The 20,877-nt window shown below is 31.1% G+C and carries 21 protein-coding genes, 1 pseudogene and 1 riboswitch; of the genes and pseudogenes, 13 read left to right on the forward strand and 9 right to left on the reverse strand.

Going from position 1 to position 20,877, the window contains the following annotated elements; all coding sequences use genetic code 11:
* Positions 1 to 22: 22 nt before the first annotated feature.
* Positions 23 to 365 (reverse strand): annotated as a pseudogene (locus PYW35_RS04855) (helix-turn-helix domain-containing protein).
* A 415-nt stretch (positions 366 to 780) separates the two neighbouring features.
* On the opposite strand from PYW35_RS04855, the gene PYW35_RS04860 reads away from it, so the two are divergent.
* From PYW35_RS04860 to menC, 4 genes are all read left to right on the forward strand, one after another.
* A complete protein-coding gene (locus PYW35_RS04860) occupies positions 781 to 1,623 on the forward strand; it encodes a DegV family protein (protein WP_103323505.1) in 843 nt (280 codons plus the stop codon).
* A gap of 137 nt (positions 1,624 to 1,760) precedes the next feature.
* Positions 1,761 to 2,918, forward strand: coding sequence for an MFS transporter (locus tag PYW35_RS04865; protein WP_103323504.1), 1,158 nt, complete (start codon positions 1,761 to 1,763; stop codon positions 2,916 to 2,918).
* A gap of 243 nt (positions 2,919 to 3,161) precedes the next feature.
* Positions 3,162 to 4,559: an o-succinylbenzoate--CoA ligase gene (gene menE, locus PYW35_RS04870; RefSeq protein ID WP_103323503.1), complete on the forward strand. Its 1,398-nt coding sequence runs from the start codon at positions 3,162 to 3,164 to the stop codon at positions 4,557 to 4,559.
* Positions 4,552 to 5,550: an o-succinylbenzoate synthase gene (gene menC / locus PYW35_RS04875; protein ID WP_103323502.1), complete on the forward strand. Its 999-nt coding sequence runs from the start codon at positions 4,552 to 4,554 to the stop codon at positions 5,548 to 5,550. The genes menE and menC overlap by 8 nt, the downstream gene beginning before the upstream one ends.
* A gap of 40 nt (positions 5,551 to 5,590) precedes the next feature.
* On the opposite strand, the gene yidD is transcribed toward menC, so the two are convergent.
* Together yidD and PYW35_RS04885 are read right to left on the reverse strand one after the other, a co-directional pair.
* A complete protein-coding gene (yidD, locus tag PYW35_RS04880; RefSeq protein WP_016912172.1) occupies positions 5,591 to 5,821 on the reverse strand; it encodes a membrane protein insertion efficiency factor YidD in 231 nt (76 codons plus the stop codon).
* A gap of 10 nt (positions 5,822 to 5,831) precedes the next feature.
* The gene (locus tag PYW35_RS04885; RefSeq protein ID WP_204107803.1) at positions 5,832 to 6,617 is read right to left on the reverse strand and encodes a hypothetical protein; all 786 of its coding nucleotides are present in this window, start codon (positions 6,615 to 6,617) and stop codon (positions 5,832 to 5,834) included.
* A gap of 66 nt (positions 6,618 to 6,683) precedes the next feature.
* Here PYW35_RS04885 and ytkD point away from each other — a divergent pair, with 66 nt between their 5' ends.
* Complete coding sequence (gene ytkD / locus PYW35_RS04890; protein WP_103323501.1) at positions 6,684 to 7,148, forward strand: RNA deprotection pyrophosphohydrolase; 465 nt, start codon at positions 6,684 to 6,686, stop codon at positions 7,146 to 7,148.
* The gene (locus tag PYW35_RS04895; protein WP_204107804.1) at positions 7,132 to 7,896 is read left to right on the forward strand and encodes an alpha/beta hydrolase family protein; all 765 of its coding nucleotides are present in this window, start codon (positions 7,132 to 7,134) and stop codon (positions 7,894 to 7,896) included. The genes ytkD and PYW35_RS04895 overlap by 17 nt, the downstream gene beginning before the upstream one ends.
* Positions 7,897 to 7,992: 96 nt before the next feature.
* Here PYW35_RS04895 and pckA read toward each other — a convergent pair whose 3' ends face one another.
* Complete coding sequence (pckA, locus tag PYW35_RS04900; RefSeq protein ID WP_016912168.1) at positions 7,993 to 9,591, reverse strand: phosphoenolpyruvate carboxykinase (ATP); 1,599 nt, start codon at positions 9,589 to 9,591, stop codon at positions 7,993 to 7,995.
* Positions 9,592 to 9,772: 181 nt separating this feature from the next.
* A riboswitch (SAM riboswitch) is annotated at positions 9,773 to 9,886 on the forward strand.
* A 103-nt stretch (positions 9,887 to 9,989) separates the two neighbouring features.
* On the opposite strand from pckA, the gene metK reads away from it, so the two are divergent.
* The 4 genes from metK (at position 9,990) to PYW35_RS04920 (ending at position 14,627) form a co-directional block, all read left to right on the forward strand.
* Positions 9,990 to 11,183, forward strand: a complete 1,194-nt coding sequence (gene metK / locus PYW35_RS04905) for a methionine adenosyltransferase (protein WP_103323500.1) — start codon at positions 9,990 to 9,992, stop codon at positions 11,181 to 11,183.
* A 216-nt stretch (positions 11,184 to 11,399) separates the two neighbouring features.
* Positions 11,400 to 12,311, forward strand: coding sequence for a nuclease-related domain-containing protein (locus tag PYW35_RS04910; RefSeq protein ID WP_016912166.1), 912 nt, complete (start codon positions 11,400 to 11,402; stop codon positions 12,309 to 12,311).
* Between the two features lie 60 nt (positions 12,312 to 12,371).
* Positions 12,372 to 13,754: an NAD-dependent succinate-semialdehyde dehydrogenase gene (locus PYW35_RS04915; protein WP_103323499.1), complete on the forward strand. Its 1,383-nt coding sequence runs from the start codon at positions 12,372 to 12,374 to the stop codon at positions 13,752 to 13,754.
* A gap of 30 nt (positions 13,755 to 13,784) precedes the next feature.
* The gene (locus tag PYW35_RS04920) at positions 13,785 to 14,627 is read left to right on the forward strand and encodes an aldo/keto reductase (protein ID WP_103323498.1); all 843 of its coding nucleotides are present in this window, start codon (positions 13,785 to 13,787) and stop codon (positions 14,625 to 14,627) included.
* 261 nt (positions 14,628 to 14,888) lie between these two features.
* On the opposite strand, the gene PYW35_RS04925 is transcribed toward PYW35_RS04920, so the two are convergent.
* From PYW35_RS04925 to PYW35_RS04940, 4 genes are read right to left on the reverse strand one after another with little or no spacing between them, the layout of a single operon-like run.
* Entirely contained in the window at positions 14,889 to 15,236 is a 348-nt protein-coding gene (locus PYW35_RS04925) for a fluoride efflux transporter FluC (RefSeq protein ID WP_103323497.1), read from the reverse strand.
* Positions 15,233 to 15,598, reverse strand: coding sequence for a fluoride efflux transporter CrcB (gene crcB / locus PYW35_RS04930; RefSeq protein ID WP_103323496.1), 366 nt, complete (start codon positions 15,596 to 15,598; stop codon positions 15,233 to 15,235). Before crcB ends, PYW35_RS04925 begins: the two co-directional genes overlap by 4 nt.
* 43 nt (positions 15,599 to 15,641) lie before the next feature.
* A complete protein-coding gene (locus tag PYW35_RS04935) occupies positions 15,642 to 15,944 on the reverse strand; it encodes a hypothetical protein (protein ID WP_016913120.1) in 303 nt (100 codons plus the stop codon).
* Between the two features lie 46 nt (positions 15,945 to 15,990).
* Positions 15,991 to 16,839 (reverse strand): MBL fold metallo-hydrolase, encoded by an 849-nt coding sequence (locus PYW35_RS04940; protein WP_016913119.1) that lies wholly within the window; start codon positions 16,837 to 16,839, stop codon positions 15,991 to 15,993.
* A gap of 196 nt (positions 16,840 to 17,035) precedes the next feature.
* Between PYW35_RS04940 and PYW35_RS04945 the strand changes: the two genes are divergently transcribed.
* The 3 genes from PYW35_RS04945 to PYW35_RS04955 all read left to right on the forward strand — a co-directional run bounded on the left by PYW35_RS04945 (position 17,036) and on the right by PYW35_RS04955 (position 19,044).
* On the forward strand, positions 17,036 to 17,746 hold the full coding sequence (locus PYW35_RS04945) for a transaldolase (RefSeq protein WP_016913118.1): 711 nt from the start codon (positions 17,036 to 17,038) through the stop codon (positions 17,744 to 17,746).
* A gap of 179 nt (positions 17,747 to 17,925) precedes the next feature.
* Positions 17,926 to 18,783, forward strand: a complete 858-nt coding sequence (locus PYW35_RS04950) for a cation diffusion facilitator family transporter (RefSeq protein WP_016913117.1) — start codon at positions 17,926 to 17,928, stop codon at positions 18,781 to 18,783.
* Between the two features lie 96 nt (positions 18,784 to 18,879).
* Positions 18,880 to 19,044, forward strand: a complete 165-nt coding sequence (locus tag PYW35_RS04955) for a hypothetical protein (protein WP_016913116.1) — start codon at positions 18,880 to 18,882, stop codon at positions 19,042 to 19,044.
* Between the two features lie 303 nt (positions 19,045 to 19,347).
* Here the strand turns inward: PYW35_RS04955 and PYW35_RS04960 are convergent, their stop codons facing one another.
* Positions 19,348 to 20,691, reverse strand: a complete 1,344-nt coding sequence (locus tag PYW35_RS04960; RefSeq protein WP_103323487.1) for a PepSY-associated TM helix domain-containing protein — start codon at positions 20,689 to 20,691, stop codon at positions 19,348 to 19,350.
* Positions 20,692 to 20,877: the final 186 nt, after the last annotated feature.

The following is a 20,877-nucleotide window of genomic DNA, read 5'->3' on the forward strand; positions in this document are numbered from 1 at the left end:
ACTACCGAAGTAGTGCGATTAACTATTTGTTTTGTGATTTCAAAAACTTTACGTATTCTAATACTTTTTGCATTTCATCTTCGTCTAGGCCACTTACTTCTCCATCAAGATGTGCTGTAATCGTAGTTGATTGGTATGTTATATTACTTTTTTTGTTCAGTTATAGCAGATTTTGGTACGTTAAAATATTGTGCTAACATTTCTACTTTATCAATTCTTGGATATTTAAATTCTTTAATCCAATTAGATATTGTTGACTGACTTATGCCTAATTCTTCAGATAATTATTTTTGAGTTACATTATATTGGTTCATAAGACTTTGTAAATTCTCTGATAAAATTTTTCTAGCACATTTATATTTCATGAATTTATCTTCTTTAATATTACTTAATGTAAAGTAAATTTACAATATACCAATTTGCTTTATAAGAAAAATATCACTTTTAGGAAATTCTATTTACTTTAAGTCATACTAATATTGAGTTATCGAAAGCGAGGTGAAAAATATATCACAAGTTTTTATTAATATATTTAAATAATAATAATGGCAATATTTTTATTAATTTATATTAGGATTATTACCATAACAACACTTTTAAATATGTTTTAAAACAGTGATGTTATACTAGGATTATAATAAGTCGTTTTATTATATGTTTGTTGGAATTTATGGCTTCTATTTTTAATTGTATAGCGATAGAATATATGGTATTAATAAACTTAGAGTTAAAATAATACACATAAAAGATTCGTATATTTTATATACAATGGAGGAAGTCATGAAATTAGCATGGTTAATTGATACAACGACTTATATTGATCAAAATATTGACGAGAAAGATTTATTTGTAGTTTCTTTATCAACAATTATAGAAGGAAAGCCATATAAAGATACAGAGTTTGAAAGTTCTAAATCATTTTTCGATATGTTAAAAGATAATGGAAATGGAGCAAAGACTGCGCAACCTACGCCTCAAGATTTTATTGAAACATATCAACAAATTGAAGATGAAGGATATACGCATGTTATAGCTATTCATCCTTCTAGCAGCTTGTCAGGTACGTATGCATCATCACTTTCAAATTCAAAATCTTTTCCTATGAAGATTCATGTCATAGATAGTGGTACGGGTAGTTATCCTCAAAGATCGTTAATTGAATACGGGAAGCAACTTTATGATGAGAATAAATCATTCGATGAGATTGTGAATAAGTTAGAAAATATTAAACAGACGAGTGAATTGTACTTATTACCAAGAAATCTACAGCAATTAAAAAATAGTGGTAGAGTTTCTAATAGTAAATACTTATTAAGTAGTTTGCTGCATATTAAGCTTTTATTGAAACTAGAACATGGCACGATAGATTTAGAGCTTAAGTCTAGAGGTATGAAGAAAATTGAAGCTTATTTAATAAAACGTATTAATGAAATGATTGATAAAGGGGTTACAAGTATAGGTGTATTACATGCTGGCAATGAGCGTGAAGCACATATTTGGAAAGAACGGATTTTAACATTAAGTAATGATATTAATGTATATGTTGAACCATTAGTACCGGTTGCTTCTGTTCATACTGGTTTCGGTACGATTGGTATAGGTTGGATTAATACAACAGAATGAAAACGTTTTATAAACTGAGAATTTATTTCTCAGTTTTTTTATTTAATAAAATAATAAAAAACTCTTGTCATATGCTTATAAAAGTAATACTATGGATAAATCTGATTAAAATAATAAGGTTAAAGGAGAGGTGTTAGATGAAGAAGTATCCTTTAGCGATATGGATATTAAGTCTTGGTGCATTTGCAATAGGTATGACAGAGTTCGTAATTATGGGATTGCTACCAAATATTGCAAGAGATTTGAATGTAACAGTATCTGATGCTGGACAACTTATTACTGGTTATGCACTAAGTGTTGCAATTGGTGGACCAATTATTGTCCTTGCGACATATAAATTACCGAGAAAAAATTTACTGATTTTATTAATGGGAATCTTTATTATTGGTAATGGTATCGGTGGAATTGCACCAAGTTATGGTTTATTAATGTTAAGTAGAATTGTAGCTGCTTTAGCTCACGGTTCATTCTTTGGTATAGGATCAATATTAGCTGCAAATATGGTACCACCTCATAAAAGAGCAAGTGCAATGGCGCTTATGTTCACAGGTTTAACGATGAGTAACATTATTGGTGTACCTTTTGGGACTTTTGTTGGACAAATATTCGGATGGAAAATGACTTTTATTATTATTAGTGTATTAGGCTTATTAACATTAATAGGTATTATAAAATTTGTACCTAATCAAAAAGACACGCAACCGATATCTATTAAAAATGAATTAAACGTATTAAAAGATGTTAAGTTATGGCTAACACTTGGCGTAACATTATTTGGATTTAGTAGTGTATTTGCATATTTCACATATATTTCTCAAATATTAACTGACGTTTCACATATAGAAGAACGTTGGATTTCATTTGTGCTTATCATATTCGGTGTTGGTGTAACATTCGGTAATATAATTGGTGGTAAACTAGCAGACTGGAACTTAAATAGATCTTTAAATATTATTTTTATAGGCTTCCCAATTTATATTTTTATGATGTATTTTATTCAAAGTAATAGTTTACTAATGATTGTAGGTATATTTGTATTTGGATTAATAGGATTTAGTATGAGTCCTTCATTGCAATTTAAGAGCATGGTCATTTCAAAAGATGCGCCAATGCTAGCAAGTACGATGAATCAATCTGCATTTAACATTGGTAATGCACTAGGTGCATTTATCGGTGGAATCGTTGTAAGCCAACTAGAAGTTAAAGACTTAGCATTAGTAGCTCCGTTTTTAACATTAATAGGATTAATCTTCTTTATATTAGAACGTATAGTTTCTAAAAAAAGAGGAGAATAGTATGAGTGAGAGACTATCGTCTCGAGCCATACCTAAGCAAGCATAGACTTTACAATATTAGAAACATAAAAATCACCCAATCCGAAAATAAATTTAACGGATTGGGTGATTTATTTTGAAAAGAGAATGATATTTTAAGCTCTTTTATGTTTAATCATAATCTAGTTCTAAATTATAGAGCATTTTTTATGTTCATTTATTAAATTATCGTTATAATGAATAATTGTATAAGGAGGTCCAAATATGAAACATTGGATTGAAGAACGTAATATTGAGACACCGAACAAAATAGCGATTAAACAAGGTGATGTTGAACTGACATATCGACAATTGTTTAACAGAGCAAAAGTTTATGCATCTTATTTAAACCAACTTAATTTAAAAAGAGTGGCATTCTATATAAAGAATGATGTGCATCATGTTTCATTAATTGTTGGAGCTTGGTTAGCGAATGTTGAAATTGTCATGGTTAATACGAAATTAACTTCAAGAGAAATCGAACAACAGTTAGAAAGTATAGGTGTTGAAACGGTATTAACTTACAAACCCCTTAATATAAAACAAAATCATATCATAATTAATGATATTACGAGCATAAATAATAAAAATTTAGATTTCCATCTTAATATGGATGATATCGCGACAATTATGTTTACTTCCGGAACGACAGGGCCAGCTAAAGCGGTACCTCAAACTTTTTCTAATCATTATTATAGCGCAATTGGTTGCAAAGAAAGTCTTGGTTATCATTCGTTAACGAAATGGTTATCTGTCCTACCTATTTATCATATATCTGGATTAAGCGTGCTTATTCGTAGTTTAATTGAAGGCTTTACTGTTGTATTAGAACCTAAATTTGATGTTGATCGTGTCATGTATTTAATTAAACATGAAGATATTACACACATTTCACTCGTTCCACAAACATTACAATGGTTGATTAACGATGAGCTCACACAGCCTTACCAGTTAGAGAAAATACTATTAGGTGGAGCGAAATTATCCGAAGCGATTATCAATAAATCACTTGAATATCAATTGCCTATCTATAACTCATTCGGTATGACAGAAACTTGTTCACAGTTTGTAACAGCAAGTCCTGAAATGTTGCGCATAGAACCACGTACTGTCGGTAAAATACCTTCAAATGTTAAACTTAAAATTATGAACAAAAATGCTGAAGGTCATGGTGAAGTGTCAGTGTTAGGTAAAAATGTTATGAATGGCTATTTAACGAATGGCAGTAATGCGGATACATTTGAAGATGGCTACTTTAAAACAGGTGATATCGGCTCAATAGATGATAATGGATATGTATATATTTATGATAGAAGAAAAGATTTGATTATTAGTGGTGGTGAAAATATATATCCTTATGAAATTGAACATATTATTTTAAATCATCCAGAAGTTACAAATTGTGTCGCTGTTCCTGTCGAAGATGAAAAATGGGGACAAGTACCTGCGTTAGTATACGAATCTCATAAAAATATTGATAGCAGTGAATTTAAGTGTCTGCTTGATGAGTATTTAGCAAAATATAAACATCCTAAATATTTTTATAAAATGACAGAAATACCAAGAACGTCAACTGGAAAGCTTTCAAGATATAAAGTGAAAGAGTGGATAACGCATGCGTAAAAATAATATGAACTTTTATATGTTTAAGGCACCATTTAGAGTTCCCATCAAAACGCCTTTAGTAGAACTTGAAGAGCGTGAAGTATTAATCGTTGAATGGCAAGATGTTGATGGTCATAATTATTACGGAGAGTGTAATGCATTTAAGACGGATTGGTATCATTTTGAAACAATAGAATCTATAAAAGAGGTATTAACGAATTGGTTTAAAAAGCATGAATTTGATCAAATAAATCATTATAAATTAAGCTGTCAATTAATAGATGAACTCAACGATTTTCCAAATGCGCGAAGTGTTATGTCTATGATTTTCTTTCAGAAGTTTCATGAATTACATGATGTTAAGGTTGAATATGGTGCTACTGTTAATCATGATATTGAAACATATTTCAAACAATATAATGGGCAATTACCTTCAAGAATTAAAATCAAATGGCATGACGATATTAAAAATGACATTGCGTTTTTAGAAAAAAATTATCCCAATATACAAAGAGCAATCGACGCTAATGGTGTATTAAGTCAAAACGAAATTTCTTTGTTGAACACATTTGAACATCAGAATTTTATTTATATAGAGCAACCATTTCGTACATTTGATTCCTATTATGAATATCATAAGTCATTATCATTACCGATATTTATTGATGAGTCGGCATTAAATTTAGAACAAATTAAACAATTTAATGATTCTCAGATAATTGATGGGGTTGTTATTAAGCCTTCTCGAGTAGGTGGAATAGATAAAGCTTTAGAGATTATCGATTATTGTAAAGCGCATAACCTTAAATATGTAATAGGTGGTATGTATGAGTTTGGTTTGAGTGGTTATTTCACTGCTTATTTAGCTGAGCAAAGCAACTATCCTAGTGATATAACGCCAAGTGATTATTACTTCGTTGATGATATTGTTTTTGAGAAAGCTGTTTTAGAAAATAATAAAATTATATATTCACCGCCAAAAATAGACATAAATAAATTAATAAAATAAAGGCATATACGCGCATCAGTGCGTATATGCCTTTTAGATATTAGTGCTTATGGTCTTTCTTAGGTGGTACTGGATCGTATCCACCAGCATGGAATGGGTGACATTTTAATATTCTTTTCGTGCCTAGCCATGTTCCTTTTAAGACACCATACTCCGAAATAGCTTCTACAGCATAATTAGAACAAGTTGGTTGAAACCTGCACGTAGGTGGTGTCAGAGGGGATATATAGCGTTGATATAAGCGAATTAATTTAATGAATAATGTTTTCATAACAATGCTCCTATTTATAATGATTGTCAGTTAAGTTTTTATATGGCTGAACATCAGTATTATTAAATTTATAAAACTGTGTTGTTTGTTTCATATGGATATTAATTGTTTCGTTTTTGATTTTTCCAGTTGCAACAATATCGAACGTTAACTTTTTAGGTAACGTTTTATCTTCTTGGAATGTGATATTGAATTTACCTTTTTTAATTTTTAAATCATTAATATTACTTAATGATTTTTGATCAACTAATGGTGATTGGTTAAATCCTAATTGATATAAATATTTCATGACGCTGTTCGTGCCTTCATATGAAAGTGTATTTTCATTAATAGAAATATCGTCTTCGATAGGTTTTAACAAACTTTGATTAAATGTAGTTAAATCAAACCAATCTTGGCCTATTTTTTGATAATAATCAATTTCTGCGTTTTGAGCACGATAATTTAAATATTTCGTCTTTGGTGATGATTGGATTTCATTTGAATTAATAAATACACTTTTATTCTGTGTATTAAATTGTTTCGTATTACTTGATTGCTCAACATTAAATGCGAGTTTATCATGATGGTTCGTTCGTCCATATGAATTTTGTTTTAACTGAGTCTTTTTATCTTGAAAATTTACTGTCGTTTCATTTTTAGATTTTATAGAGTGTGTATCCACATCTTTAATATTTTTTTGAAATGCTTCAATGGCATCACTACTATTTTTATAATAATTTTGACCTTGTGGACTACAACTTGCTAGAATAAGAGTAATTGTTAATACAAAGGTCGTTAAGGTTAACTTTTTCAATGTTTTCTACCTTTCTAATAAAATATATATACAGTTTATCACAATCTAAGAAAGAGGTCGTGTATCATGCGCTATAAAGATCCATATGGATTAAATGTAGATTTAGAATATAAAGAACGAGACGACGTGCAAAAAGCTAAACATGTTCTCGGTATACCTATTTACAAAGAAAATTATGTTTTGACACATCATAAAATTCGAGGAATAGAGTTTCCTGGCGGGAAAGTAGAGCATAATGAGACGAATAAAGAAGCGATAGAGCGAGAGTTATACGAAGAAACAGGTGCCATTGCTAAAGAGATTACATTTATAGCATCATATATCGTTCATGATGAAATACCTTTTGATAAAGATGTATATTTTATTGAAATTGATTCTATTGAAGAAAAAGATGAGTACTATGAAACATATGGCCCAATCATCGTTAAAAACATTGATGATGTTATGGAACAAAAAAAGAGCTTTTTATTGAAAGATAAGGCAATATTACAGTGCGTTGAAAGGGTGAATAAACTTGGATTTCTTAAGTAAAAAAAGAATGCCTGTCTTCTTTAATGATCACCTTACAGAAGAAGTAATATATGAAGTAGATCAGCTTAAATTAAGGGGACTACTCATGACACCACACAAAGATGTTGAGCGAATCGTCGTGTATTTACGTGGGGGTAAAGGACAAGTGGGTAAGGTGAGACCAGCGAGAATGTCTCAATTTAAAAATAATAACACTTTAGTATTTGCGCCATATTATCGGGGAAGCAACGGAAGTGAAGGTAGAGATCGTTTTTGTGGAGACGATTTAAATGATGTTGTTGTAGGTATAAATATATTAAAAGCATTATATCCAGAAATACCGGTTCACATTGTAGGATTTTCTAGAGGTGGTATACAAGGTTTACTCACTTACCAATCAGTAAATGCAACGAGTTATATAATTTGGGGTGGGGTAACAGACTTGTTAATGATGTATGAAGAAAGAATTGATTTAAGAAATATGTTAAAAAGAATGATTGGGCATCCAAAAAAACAATCTGAAGAATATGAACAGAGAAATGCATTGAAACATATTCATAGTGATAGTCCGCCTATATTAATTGTCCATGGAGATCAAGATAAACAAGTTAATATCAATATGGCATATCATTTAGAAGAACATTTAAAAAAAGAACAAGTTAAATATAGAACGATTTATGAAAAAGGTGAAGGGCATGTTTTTAGGCCGAAAATAGAGCAACAAACATTGATTAAAATTAAAAATTGGATGTATGAATGCGAAAAATAAAAACATTTTTTAATCAAAAAGAAGCATATCACGCTATTTACTGAATAAAATCAGTAGTGTGATATGCTTCTTTATTTGATGTTCTCATCTGTTTATTTAATGATTATAAGTAAATCCGCCTTCTTCTTGAATGTGTTCTGAAGATGCTCCGAACTTACTGAAGTTCTCTTTGAAGTCTTTAGCTAATTGTTTTGCTTTTTCATCGTATGCATCTGTTGAAACCCATGTATTACGTGGATATAATACTTCTGAAGGTACGCCAGATACATGTTTTGGTATATTGAGACCGAATATATCATCTTTAATGAATTCAGAGTTTTTAATTTCTCCGCTTATTGCGCGACGAATCATTGAGCGTGTATGTTTTAAGTCCATTCTAGAACCTACGCCGTATTCGCCGCCAGTCCAACCAGTGTTTACTAAATAAACATCTACATCATGTTTGTCGATTAATTGACCGAGTAATTCAGCATATTCTGTTGCATGTAATGGTAAGAATGGTGAACCGAAACAAGTTGAGAATACAGGTTGTGGACTTGTTACGCCTCTTTCTGTACCTGCTAATTTAGATGTGAACCCACTTAAGAAGTGATACATCGCTTGTGATTTATTCAATTTTGAAATAGGAGGTAAGACTCCGAAAGCATCTGCTGTTAAGAAGATGATCGTATTAGGATGACCAGCTATTGATGGTGTTACAATATTATCTATAAACTCAATTGGATAAGCTGCTCTAGTATTTTCTGTTAATGAAGTGTCGTCATAATCAACTGTTCCACATGATTTAACGCCTACATTTTCTAATACTGTACCATATCGGATAGCATCATAAATTTGAGGTTCTTTTTCACGGCTGAGGCTTACAGTTTTGGCGTAGCAACCACCTTCAATGTTGAATACACCGTTTTCGTTCCAACCATGTTCGTCGTCTCCGATAAGTTTTCTGTTTGGGTCTGCAGATAAAGTTGTCTTTCCTGTTCCTGATAAACCGAAGAACAAAGCAACATCTTTATTATAGCCAACGTTTGCTGAGCAATGCATACTCATAATACCTTTTTTAGGTAATAAATAATTCATGACAGAGAAGATACCTTTTTTCATTTCACCAGCGTATTCTGTTCCACCAATTAATATCACGCGGTGTTTGAATGAAGTAATAATGAACGTTTCAGAATTTGTTCCATCCTTTTCTGGGTTCGCTTTAAATCCAGGAGCACTTATAACAGTGAAGTTAGGATTAATATTAAGTGCTTCTTCTTTCGTTTCTGGGCGAATAAACATGTTTTGGGCAAATAGGTTATGCCAAGGTAATTCATTGATTACACGTAAATCTAAACGTGAAGATTTATCTGCACCTGCATAGCCATTAAAGACATAAAGTTGTGATTTTTGGTTTAAATAGTCAATAACTTGATCATATAAATTTAAAAAGCTACTCTCTGAAATAGGTTGATTGACTGATCCCCAATCAATGTCTTGTTCAGTATCTGCTTCTTCAACAATGAATTTGTCTTTAGGTGAGCGTCCGGTATACTTTCCTGTTTCCATTCTGATAGCTCCAGATTCAGTTAGTACACCTTCGCCTGATTCTAGAATGTGTCTGTATAATTCAGTTCTAGAAAGTTGTTTGTGCGTAGTTTCTTTGTTAAGAAGATTAGAAAGTTCGATTGATTCTGTAATTGACTGTATTGCCATAAATGACGACCCCCATGTCTAATATTTAAATTGTAAGCATTTTCATGGAATTAGTATAACACATTAAAATATATAGTCTATACTAATCAGAAAATTTATTTAAAAAATTTATGACATTTGAAATATATTCCGTTGCATTGACATAATCTGAAAACTCTAGTATCATCATTTTTGACGGATTCTCTTATCCTGAGTGGTGGAGGGACATGGACCCAATGAAACCCAGCAACCTCTTTCTATTTTGAAAGAAAGGTGCCAAACCGTTTGCAGACCAATATTGTCTGAACGATAAGAGCGAATGGACGAGTGTGCCTTCTCTCTATATGTTTATTGAGAGTGGGCACTTTTTATTTGCGCTGAGGAAGAGACCGTACAACTTTATTTAAAGGAGATTTTTTATGTTTAAGAATAGAAGACTCTTCACATCTGAATCAGTAACAGAAGGGCATCCAGATAAGATTGCGGATCAAATTTCTGACGCAATTTTGGACGAATTATTAAAAGGTGACCCTAAAGCTAGAGTCGCTTGCGAAACAACAGTAACAACAGGTATGGCACTAATTGCTGGTGAAATATCAACATCAACATATGTTGATATTCCAAAAGTAGTAAGACAAACTGTAAAAGATATAGGATATACGAGAGCGAAATATGGTTATGACTTCCAAACGATGGCAATTTTAACGGCTATTGATGAACAATCTCCAGATATAGCTCAAGGAGTAGATTGTGCTTTAGAAGATAGAGATGATTTAACAGATCATGAAATAGAATCTATTGGAGCAGGAGACCAAGGTCTTATGTTCGGGTATGCAACAAATGAAACTGAAACTTATATGCCTTTACCTGGTTATTTAGCACATCAATTAGCTAAAAGATTAACTGATGTACGTAAAGATGGTACGTTAGATTACTTACGTCCAGACGGTAAGACACAAGTGACAGTTGAATATGATGAGAATGAAAAACCTGTAAGAGTTGATACAATTGTTATTTCTTCACAACATCATGAAAAAATAGAGCTTGAAAAAATTCAACAAGATATTAAGGATCATGTAATTTATCCAATCGTTCCTAAAGAGTTGTTAGACGATGAAACTAAATTCTTTATTAATCCAACTGGTAGATTTGTTATTGGTGGACCACAAGGTGATGCAGGCTTAACTGGAAGAAAAATTATCGTAGATACATACGGCGGTTATGCAAGACATGGCGGTGGATGTTTCAGTGGTAAAGATCCAACAAAAGTTGATAGATCAGGCGCTTATGCAGCTCGTTATGTAGCGAAAAATATCGTTGCTAGTGGACTTGCAGATAAATGTGAAGTTCAATTAGCATATGCTATTGGTGTAGCACAGCCAGTTTCTATTTCAATAGAAACATTTGGTACTGGTAAAGTTGATGAAACAACTTTAGTAGAAAAAATAAGAGAAGTGTTTGATTTAAGACCTGCTGGAATTATTCAAATGTTAAACTTAAGACGACCAATTTATAAACAAACTGCAGCATATGGACATTTTGGAAGAACGGATGTTCAATTGCCATGGGAATCATTAGATAAAGTAGACTTATTAAAAGATTTACTTAAATAAGTTGTAAAAACTCTGTAAAAATCTTACCGATTTGTACAGAGTTTTTTTATTAGTGTTTTAATTAATTTACCATTAAAGTGGGGAATAACTATTCAGATGTACGAAGTATTAAAAATAACATTACAATAATGGATATATTTAATGATAAATACTGAATTTATTTGTTTTTTTTACTATAATAGAAGTAATACTTATGAAAAGGAGCGATCTACAATTATGAGTCAATTAGAACCGATTCATTATGGATTAATCGCAGCAGTTATCATTGCGATATTATTTATTATATTATTCTTTGTTTCATTAAAACAAAAGAAAAAATCTTTGACTAAGATTCAAGAAGCTCATAAACAACAAAGCGAGTCGCTAAAATCTGAACACAAAGAGAAGTTAGATCATGAAAGAGTAGAGAATAAAAAGGTTCTAACTAAACAAAAAGAATCACATCAACAAGAAATTTCACAAAAAGAAAGAGAAATTGACTCATTAAAGTTATTTTCTAAGAATGAAGGGGAATATATAACTGATAGACATTTATTAGAGCTGAGAGATCAGCTTGTCAATGAGCGTAGAATTAGACCTGAAGATATGCATATAATGGCTAATATCTTTTTACCGAAAGATCCTTTAGGTAAAGTGAGACAAATTGACCATTTAGTATTAACGAGAACAGGTATTTACGTAATTGACTCAAATCTAGTAAGTGGTCATATCTATCATGGTATTACCGAACAGCAGTTTAGTGATTTTCCAGTATTAGGACAAGTCTTTGAAACATTGGATTTAAATCCGAATAAAGAACAAACGTTATTACTAGAAAAACAATCAAATAATAAAACTGCAGCATTTCATTCATATACTAGTGAAGTTAAAGAAGTTGATGACACAACTGAAGAATTACAAAGACAACTTGAGCTTAAATATACACCAACACCAATCATCTACTTCCATCCTAATGAAGTGAGTGAAGCGACTATTAGCAATTACTCACAAGACCCTAACATTAAAGTGTTAGTAGGAGAAAAACAATTACAACATTTCTTTAATAAATTTGTTTTTCATGGCAGATTCCAGTATAGTGTGGAAGATCTTGAAAGAATTATGGATGAAATTGAAAAGTTTAATCCGTAATAACAAAGCGCTGCATAATATGTAGCGCTATTTTTTATATTATAAAAAGGTGGTTATAAAATGGGTAACGAAAAATTTGATGTTAAGAATCCTGCAACTGGTGAAGTGATTGAAACGTTAAGAAATAACAGTGAAGAAGAGATTAACGAAAAAATTGAACGTTCGCATAAAGCCTTTCAAACTTATAAGAAAAAACCGGCTCATGACAGAAGTGCTTTATTGTATAAATGGCATGAGTTAATTTTAGAAAATCAAAAAGAAATTGCTTTAATTATGACTCGAGAAAGTGGTAAACCTTTAAAAGAATCTATGGGTGAAGTTAAATATGCGACTGACTATATTTTATGGTTTGCGGAAGAAGCGAAACGCACTTACGGGAGAACGATACCTGAACATGTAGAAAATAAGAGATTAGTTGTAACGAGAGCGCCAGTTGGAGTAGTTGCAAGTATAACGCCATGGAATTTCCCGGCAGCAATGATGACTAGAAAAGCGGCACCAGCATTAGCAGCAGGTTGTACATTTATATGTAAACCTGCACAAGATACACCTCTTACAACTATGAAACTAGTTGATTTAGCACATGAAGCGGGATTTGATAAAGATGTTATTCAATATGTGAATGGGTCAGGAAAAGAATTAGGTCAAATATTTACTAAGCATCCATTAATATCAAAAATCACGTACACGGGATCAACGCCGGTTGGTAAACAATTAATGGAGCAATCTAGTTCAACACTTAAAAAAATAACGTTAGAGCTCGGTGGTCACGCACCATTGATTGTTCATGAAGATGCAGATATTGATAAAGCTGTTAAAGGAACTATAACTTCTAAATTTAGAAATGCTGGTCAAACGTGTGTCTGTGCAAACAGAATTTATGTTCACGAATCCGTAAAAGAGGCGTTTGAAAAAGCTTTAAAAACAGAAGTAAGCAAATTAAAAGTAGGTAACGGTCAAGATGAGTCAACAGATATTGGACCCGTTATTAATGCGGATGGCTTTGAAAAAATACAATCACATATAGAAGATGCAACAAGTAAAGGTGCACGTCTTGTAACGGGGGGAACAAGTTATAAAGACGGTGGTTATTATGTTACACCTACTGTACTGGCAGACGTAACAGATGATATGAAAATTATGGTAGAAGAAACATTTGGACCTGTAGCACCCATTCAAACTTATAAAGAAATTGATGAGGTCATTGAAAAAGCTAATGATACACCATTTGGTCTTGCAGCGTATTTCTTTACAGAAAACTATCGTATTGGTATACAATTGTATGAGAACTTAGATTATGGTGTAATTGGTTGGAACGATGGAGGTCCAAGTGCAGCTCATATACCGTTTGGTGGCATGAAAGAAAGTGGTTTTGGTAGAGAAGGTGGCTCTGAAGGTATTGAACCGTATCTTGAGACAAAGGTTGTTTCAATATTAATTTAAGTTTCTAAGAAAAAAACAGGAGGCAATACAATGACACAGAAATTAGTTGAGTTATACAACGGCAATACGATACCAGCGCTAGGATTAGGTACGTTTAGAGTAGAAAATAATGATGAGTGTCGAGAAGCGGTCAAACATGCAATCATCAGCGGCTATACACATATAGATACTGCTCAAATATACAATAACGAAGAAAAAGTAGGGCAAGGTATTAAAGAGGGCTTAGAAGAATCAGGCTTAAAAAGAGAAGATTTATTTATTACAACTAAACTTTGGATGTCTGATTATGGTAGAGAAAATGTTCAATTAGCATATGAAGCATCATTAAAAAGATTAGGATTAGATTATGTTGATTTATATTTAATTCATTGGCCTGGTCAAGACACAGCATTAATTTCTGAAACTTGGAAAGCGATGGAAGATTTATATAACGAAGGCAAAATTAAAAATATTGGCGTTAGTAATTTTCATGTAAATCATTTAGAAGAATTGTTGAAACAAGCTTCTATCAAACCAGTTATTAATCAAATAGAATGCCATCCTTATTTAATTCAAAAAGATTTAAGAGCTTATTTAGAAGCACAAAAGATCGTTGCGCAATCTTGGTCTCCGCTCATGAATGGTCAAATTTTAGAAGACGAAGTTGTTAAAGAAATTGCAAATGAATTAGGTAAAACACCTGCACAAGTCATTATAAGATGGAATATTGATGAGAACATAGTCGTAATTCCAAAATCAGTTACACCATCTCGTATAGAAGAAAATTTAAATGTATTTGATTTTGAATTATCAGATAGTCAATTATCAAGATTGAATGCATTAAATAAAGATGAAAGAATAGGTCCAGATCCAGAAACATTTTCAGCAGAATAAAAGAAGCACTAAAATTAGTTTCTATAAAAAAGCGTCTGGGACATAAATGTCCTAAACTATAATGATTTTGTAAAGTGCATGTTTGCCTGGGGGTATGGCTCGAGCCTGTAGTCTCTCGCTCATACTATTCCCCCGGGCGTCAGCACTTTACAAAATCAGAAATATAAAATCACCCAATCCGAAAATGATTCCAACGGATTGGGTGATTTATTTTAAGTTGGGATTTATGTATCAAATTCTTCACTACTAATCTTAGTATATTTAAATGTGATAACCTAAATAACATGAACCTATTGATAGTATGATCGTTAATAATATGTAGATCGTCATTTTTTTATATGATTTTAATAAATATTGTTCGTAGACTTCTAAAAAGTGTGTGGAAAATGTCGTGAATCCTCCACAAAATCCTATCGCTATAATTGCGTAACTATATGAGTCAGAGTTTAAATGTTGTGCAGCAAAACCAATGATTAAACTACCAATTATATTTACAACTAAAGTTGCTATTGGAAAAGAAATAGTATAAACTTTTGTGAAAATATCATTAACTAACTGTCTACAAACTGCGCCAATACCTGAACTCATCATAATAAATAGTAAAGTCATGAATGAATTGTTCCTTTCTTATAGCCTATTGCTATAAAGATAAATCCAAATATCATACTCAATATCAAATATAAGATCGCTATGATAATATGACCATTTTTTAATAGGACAACTGTTTCTAAACTAAGAGATGAATATGTAGTAAAAGCACCGATGAAACCTGTTGTTATCATTTTTTTAATATTTGGATGTGTTTTAAAGTAACTTATAAAATAACTTGTCATAACGCCCATTAGTAAAGCGCCTAATACATTTATGATTATAGTAGATAGGGGAAATGTTGTATTGTGAATCATGACTGATGTTAAATACCTTAAGCCACCGCCAAAAGCACCACCTATAAAAATTGCAAGATAGACCATATATAAACCTCCTCATTAAAAAAAGAGAAACTTTACGTTTCCCTTAAATTATTCCAAAGAATCTTATAATAACAATAATATGATAAATAATAACGATGAATAAAGCAATTGGTAATAGTTTGTTCAATTTAGAAATTGTTTTGTGTTTATCAGTTTGATACTTTATTGATTTGTCAGTCGTAATAACTGCAATAAATAATAATATACCGTTTAAAATACTGCTTATTAAAACGAGGGAAACTAATGATCCAAACATCGTTTCTACGAGTGGATTCTGTGCACTTAAAAATAAACTGATAATAATGAGTACAACTGATATATAAAAATAGCGTTTAGCTTTATCCATGATGCCCTCCAAAAAGTCTATATAATCGTTTATATTAACATATAAATTATTTTAATGCATCTAATAACTGCATGACTTCATCAAAGTCATCCATTTTTTTACAATGGCTAGGAATGATAAAAAGTGGAGGTTTCATATCAGTTTTTAAATCGATTAGTTTTGAGTGAGTTTCAATAAAAAGTTCTCCATTATAAGCTTTACGCAACAATCTTTTAGTTGGTAAGTTGTTTTTTTCAATATTTGAACGACACCATGCAGCGTCACTACACATGAAAATCATGAGGTTTGAAAACTTCATCATTAAACCAATCTGTCCAGGCATTGCTCCAGGTAATTCGTAACTGACTAACGCATCTTGATTAAAAACTTTAAAACCTTTACCTAAAATAGGATGGTCGGTTTGAACAAAATCTTCTACGAATTCAATCCGCTCTTTAAAATCATCAGGCATAACGTGGAAACTTAATTGTAGATTATTATTCGTCACTTGTTGTGTAATAAAGTTATGATATGCTTCATTAGAAGTGATAATAGTAGCATTTTTAAAAGCATTTAAATACCCTATGTGGTGGCTTGCAAAGTTTGTGATAATACAATAATCAATTTCATCAGGATGAACATGATCTTTTAATAATTGACTAGGCAAAGTTTCATATATTTTATAATCCTGCCTATGAAATAATTTTAAAGTTTTTAACTCTGTACTTGGCTTAACATGCTCAGAGAACCCTGTATTAATTAATATTTTAAAATCATTTATTTCTAAATAATAAGAAAAAATATAATACCGTTCAACTAGACTTTTATTACTATTGAGGAGGACTGCTTCGTCACCTAGAAATGATCCAGTAGTATAAAGTTTGAACTGTTTTATTGTTTCTGAATTCTCAGCCATCAAAAATCACCACCTAAGTAATTATATTTATATTACTTACAATTATTTCAAAATATATATTTAAGTTAATTATGACATAAAACCATCCAAAATACATTTATAAGAACTCAATATTGTTATTTAAATCAAATGATTTAGTAAGCGATTGCAAACTATGGTACGATAAATTCACATAAGTTAGAAAGGAATGAATTTCATGAGTAATCTTAAAGTACAAGTTTTTGCTGATGGTGCAGACATCAAAGAAATGAAGCAAGCGTATCAAAATAAAGAAGTAGACGGTTTTACAACTAATCCTAGTTTAATGAAAAAAGCGGGTGTAACAGATTATAAAACATTTGCTGAAGAAGTAGTTAAAGCAATTCCAGATGCTTCAATATCATTTGAAGTATTTGCGGATGATATAGAAACGATGGCTAAAGAAGCTGAAATATTAAAACAGTATGGTGAAAATGTATTCGTAAAAATTCCAGTAGTGAACACTCAAGGTGAATCAATGATTCCACTTATTAAACAGCTTTCTGAAAATGATGTAAAAGTTAACGTTACTGCTGTTTATACGATTGAACAAGTAAAAGAAATTGTAGAAGTAATTAAACCAGGTGTTGAAACATATGTTTCAGTATTTGCTGGAAGAATTGCAGATACTGGAGTGGATCCACTACCACTAATGAAAGAATCAGAAAAAGTGTGTCATAGTAAAGAAGGCGTTAAATTGTTATGGGCTAGTTGTAGAGAGTTATTTAATGTAGTTCAAGCAGATGAAATTGGTGTAGATATTATTACATGTCCAAAAGATGTTGTTGCTAAAGTACCTAACATTGGCAGAGACGTTAATGAATTATCAGTAGATACCGTTCAAGGATTTGCTAAAGATATTAAAGCAAGCGGATTAAGCATTCTTTAAAATATAAATAAAAGCAACTCATAATCTTGAGTTGTTTTTTTATTTATATTTTAAAATGTAGGGATACCTAAAACTTAAATAAGCAGAATAATTTATATTATTTTACTATAACTAATTCATTAACTTGTCTTAAGTTTTGTTATATAATCAAATTTCAGTGAAAAAATGGAGTGTTGAATATGGCAAACAATTTAAGAATTGCTCAAAGAGGAGCATATATTAGTTTAGTTACTTATATAGTGCTATCTATTTTAAAATATATAGTCGGTACAAGTTATCATTCATCAGCATTAAGAGCGGACAGTTTAAATAATTTAACAGATATATTTGTTTCTGTAGCAGTTCTTATCGGTTTAAAAATTTCAATCAAGCCTGCAGATAAAAATCACCCGTATGGACATATGAAGACAGAAAATATTACGACTTTAATCGTTTCATTCATAATCATGTTTGTAGGGATTGAAGTTATTTCTACTAATATTCCTAAGCTTGTACAAGGAGATTATAGTGAACCAAGTACTTTAACAATTTGGGTAAGTATGGCAAGTGGTATTATCATGTTTTTCGTATATTTATATAACTCGAATCTATCTAAAAAAACAAAAAGTACATCGTTAAAATCTGCTGCTAGAGATAACCTTTCAGATGCTTTAGTAAGTATGGGTACAGGGATAGGACTTATTTTTACTCAATTTGGATATCCAATAATGGATATTATATTAGCCATTATTCTTGGGGGCATTATCGTTTATACAGGTTTTACAATATTTAAAGAATCTATCTTTACTTTGAGTGACGGTTTCCATGAAAAGGATTTAAATAATTATGTAGAAGCAATAGAAGATATACCAGGTGTAATCGATATTCCATCTATTAAAGGTAGATATCACGGAAATAGCGTCTTTTTAGATGTAACAATAGTTGTAGACAAAAACTTAACACTAGATGAAGCACACGATATATGTGATTTAGTTGAAAACCAATTAAGAGAAGCCGGCGTTTATTCTTCATATGTACATGCAGAACCAAATTTATAAAATATTTACTTAATAAATAAATTATTAAAATAATACAAATAAATATGATACTATTAAAGTATAAGTGTTTGGCAATATCTTAAGGGGATGTTATGAATGCAAATACTCGGAAAAGGCTATGAAAATGATCATCATTATTTTCATGTGATATCAGATCAAAATCACCTCATTAAAGTTCGAGTTCCAGAAGATATGGACGATGATGATTTGAGAAACTTGTTAAAAGCAGTTTGTAATGATTATGATGAGAGTAATAGCTAAATCACATAAATTATTTAATGAAGTCATATATATCATAAGGCTTATTAAAAGAACTATAGAAAAGAGTGGCGATAAAGTCTTAGACTTTGTCGCCATTTTTTTATAATATAGATAAAATTTTATTTAGGAGTTGATTCTATGTTAAATTTTATTTTGAATTTATCAAGTCATGGCTCACATGATAAATAGAGCCCGTGAATTTATCAAGTCAGGGTCCACATGATAAATAGGAATAAGTTTTTAAAATAAAAAACTGCCAACAAGTTCACTTTTAGTGACTTTGTTGGCAGTCTGAGAGTTCTTCTAAACTTTTTTCTTATTTTTTCTCCAAATGAAATATTCAACAATAGCAACGATGATAAGTGACGCGCCGAATAGTGGCATTATGATACCTAACACTATTAAAAATGCTATGAGTCCAATTGGAACTCTGCCTTTCATTTGAGGAGGTGCTCCAAAAGAACCAGCATTTTTTCGTCTCATCCAAGATAAGAATCCAAATACAATTCCTCCAATAAATGTTAAGCATACGAGTAGGTTAATCACTTTATTTGCTGTACCGAATAGGTGTCCTTCATGTAATGGGATACCAAAGCTAAACCATTTGCCGACAATACCATAGTCTTCGTAATCCACTTGATCAAGAAGTTTTCCAGAGTATTGATCAAAATATGCTGTTGTTTCTTCTTTAGGAGCTACATCTAAACCAGTAACACCTGTATTACTACTTTTCGAAACTGTAAATACGCCTTTATCATCTGCTGGATAAACGATTGAAAATGGCTTTTTAATATTTTTGTTTTCTGCTTGCACAATGATGTTTTCGATACTTTGTTGTCCTTCAGCACCTATTAAGCTATTAGATGCGCCGTGATGCTCTGCATGTGGATCTTTTTTAGATGTAGGTTTTTCTTTATTTCTAGTCGCCCAAGGTAATTCATTATCTTCAGATTGAGGTGGGTTAGATTTTAAAGCTGAATAACCTAACTTAGGATGGTCTTCTGCAAACTGATTAATCTGTTTACCCATAAATGCCGACCATGGTAATCCCGTTAAGACGATAACAAAGATAGGGATCGCAATAATTAATCCTAAAATGGCATGTACGCGTCTATTAAACAAAAATGAAGTTTTCTTGTTTGTTTTTTTCAATGCTTTAGATTTAAACGTTAAGTAAACACCAGAAATAATCATAAAAATAGTCCAACATGCTGCTAATTCAACTAAATAGTTTACAAAACTACCACCAACCATAAGTGAGCTATGTGTTTCACGTAGTACGTTGGCATATGTATATTGAGCATTTTGATTAGCAACTCTTTGGTTATGTTCATCTAAAAATATATATCTAGACTCACCATCATCATTCCCAATTGTTACTCTATTATTATATGGTTCATCCATTATACTGATCTTTTGAATTTCATAACCTTTATAAACCTCTTTTATTTCTTGTACAGCGTCATCTAAAGATTGATGGCCTTTAGTATCACTATCTGAAAAGAACTCATGATGATATATGTTATTTTCAACATTAGTGTAAAATAAATAACCGATACCTGTAAGAGAGAGGGTTAACAATAAAGGTGTTATAAAGAAAGCTGCGTAAAAATGTAACCTTCTTAATGGATTAAAAATTTTATTCATAATTGTAACCTCTATTTCAATTTTATATATTAACTCTATCTAAAGTTATAATTTTTTATATCTAATTACAATACGGAAAATAAGTTAATTATGAACCTTTGGTGAATATCAGAAATATCATGTAACAAATGACTTGAAAATGTAATATTAAAATACTCTAAAAATTCAGTATAAAATGTTAAAATT

This window comes from Mammaliicoccus vitulinus (assembly GCF_029024305.1).
GTDB classification, from domain to species: domain Bacteria; phylum Bacillota; class Bacilli; order Staphylococcales; family Staphylococcaceae; genus Mammaliicoccus; species Mammaliicoccus vitulinus.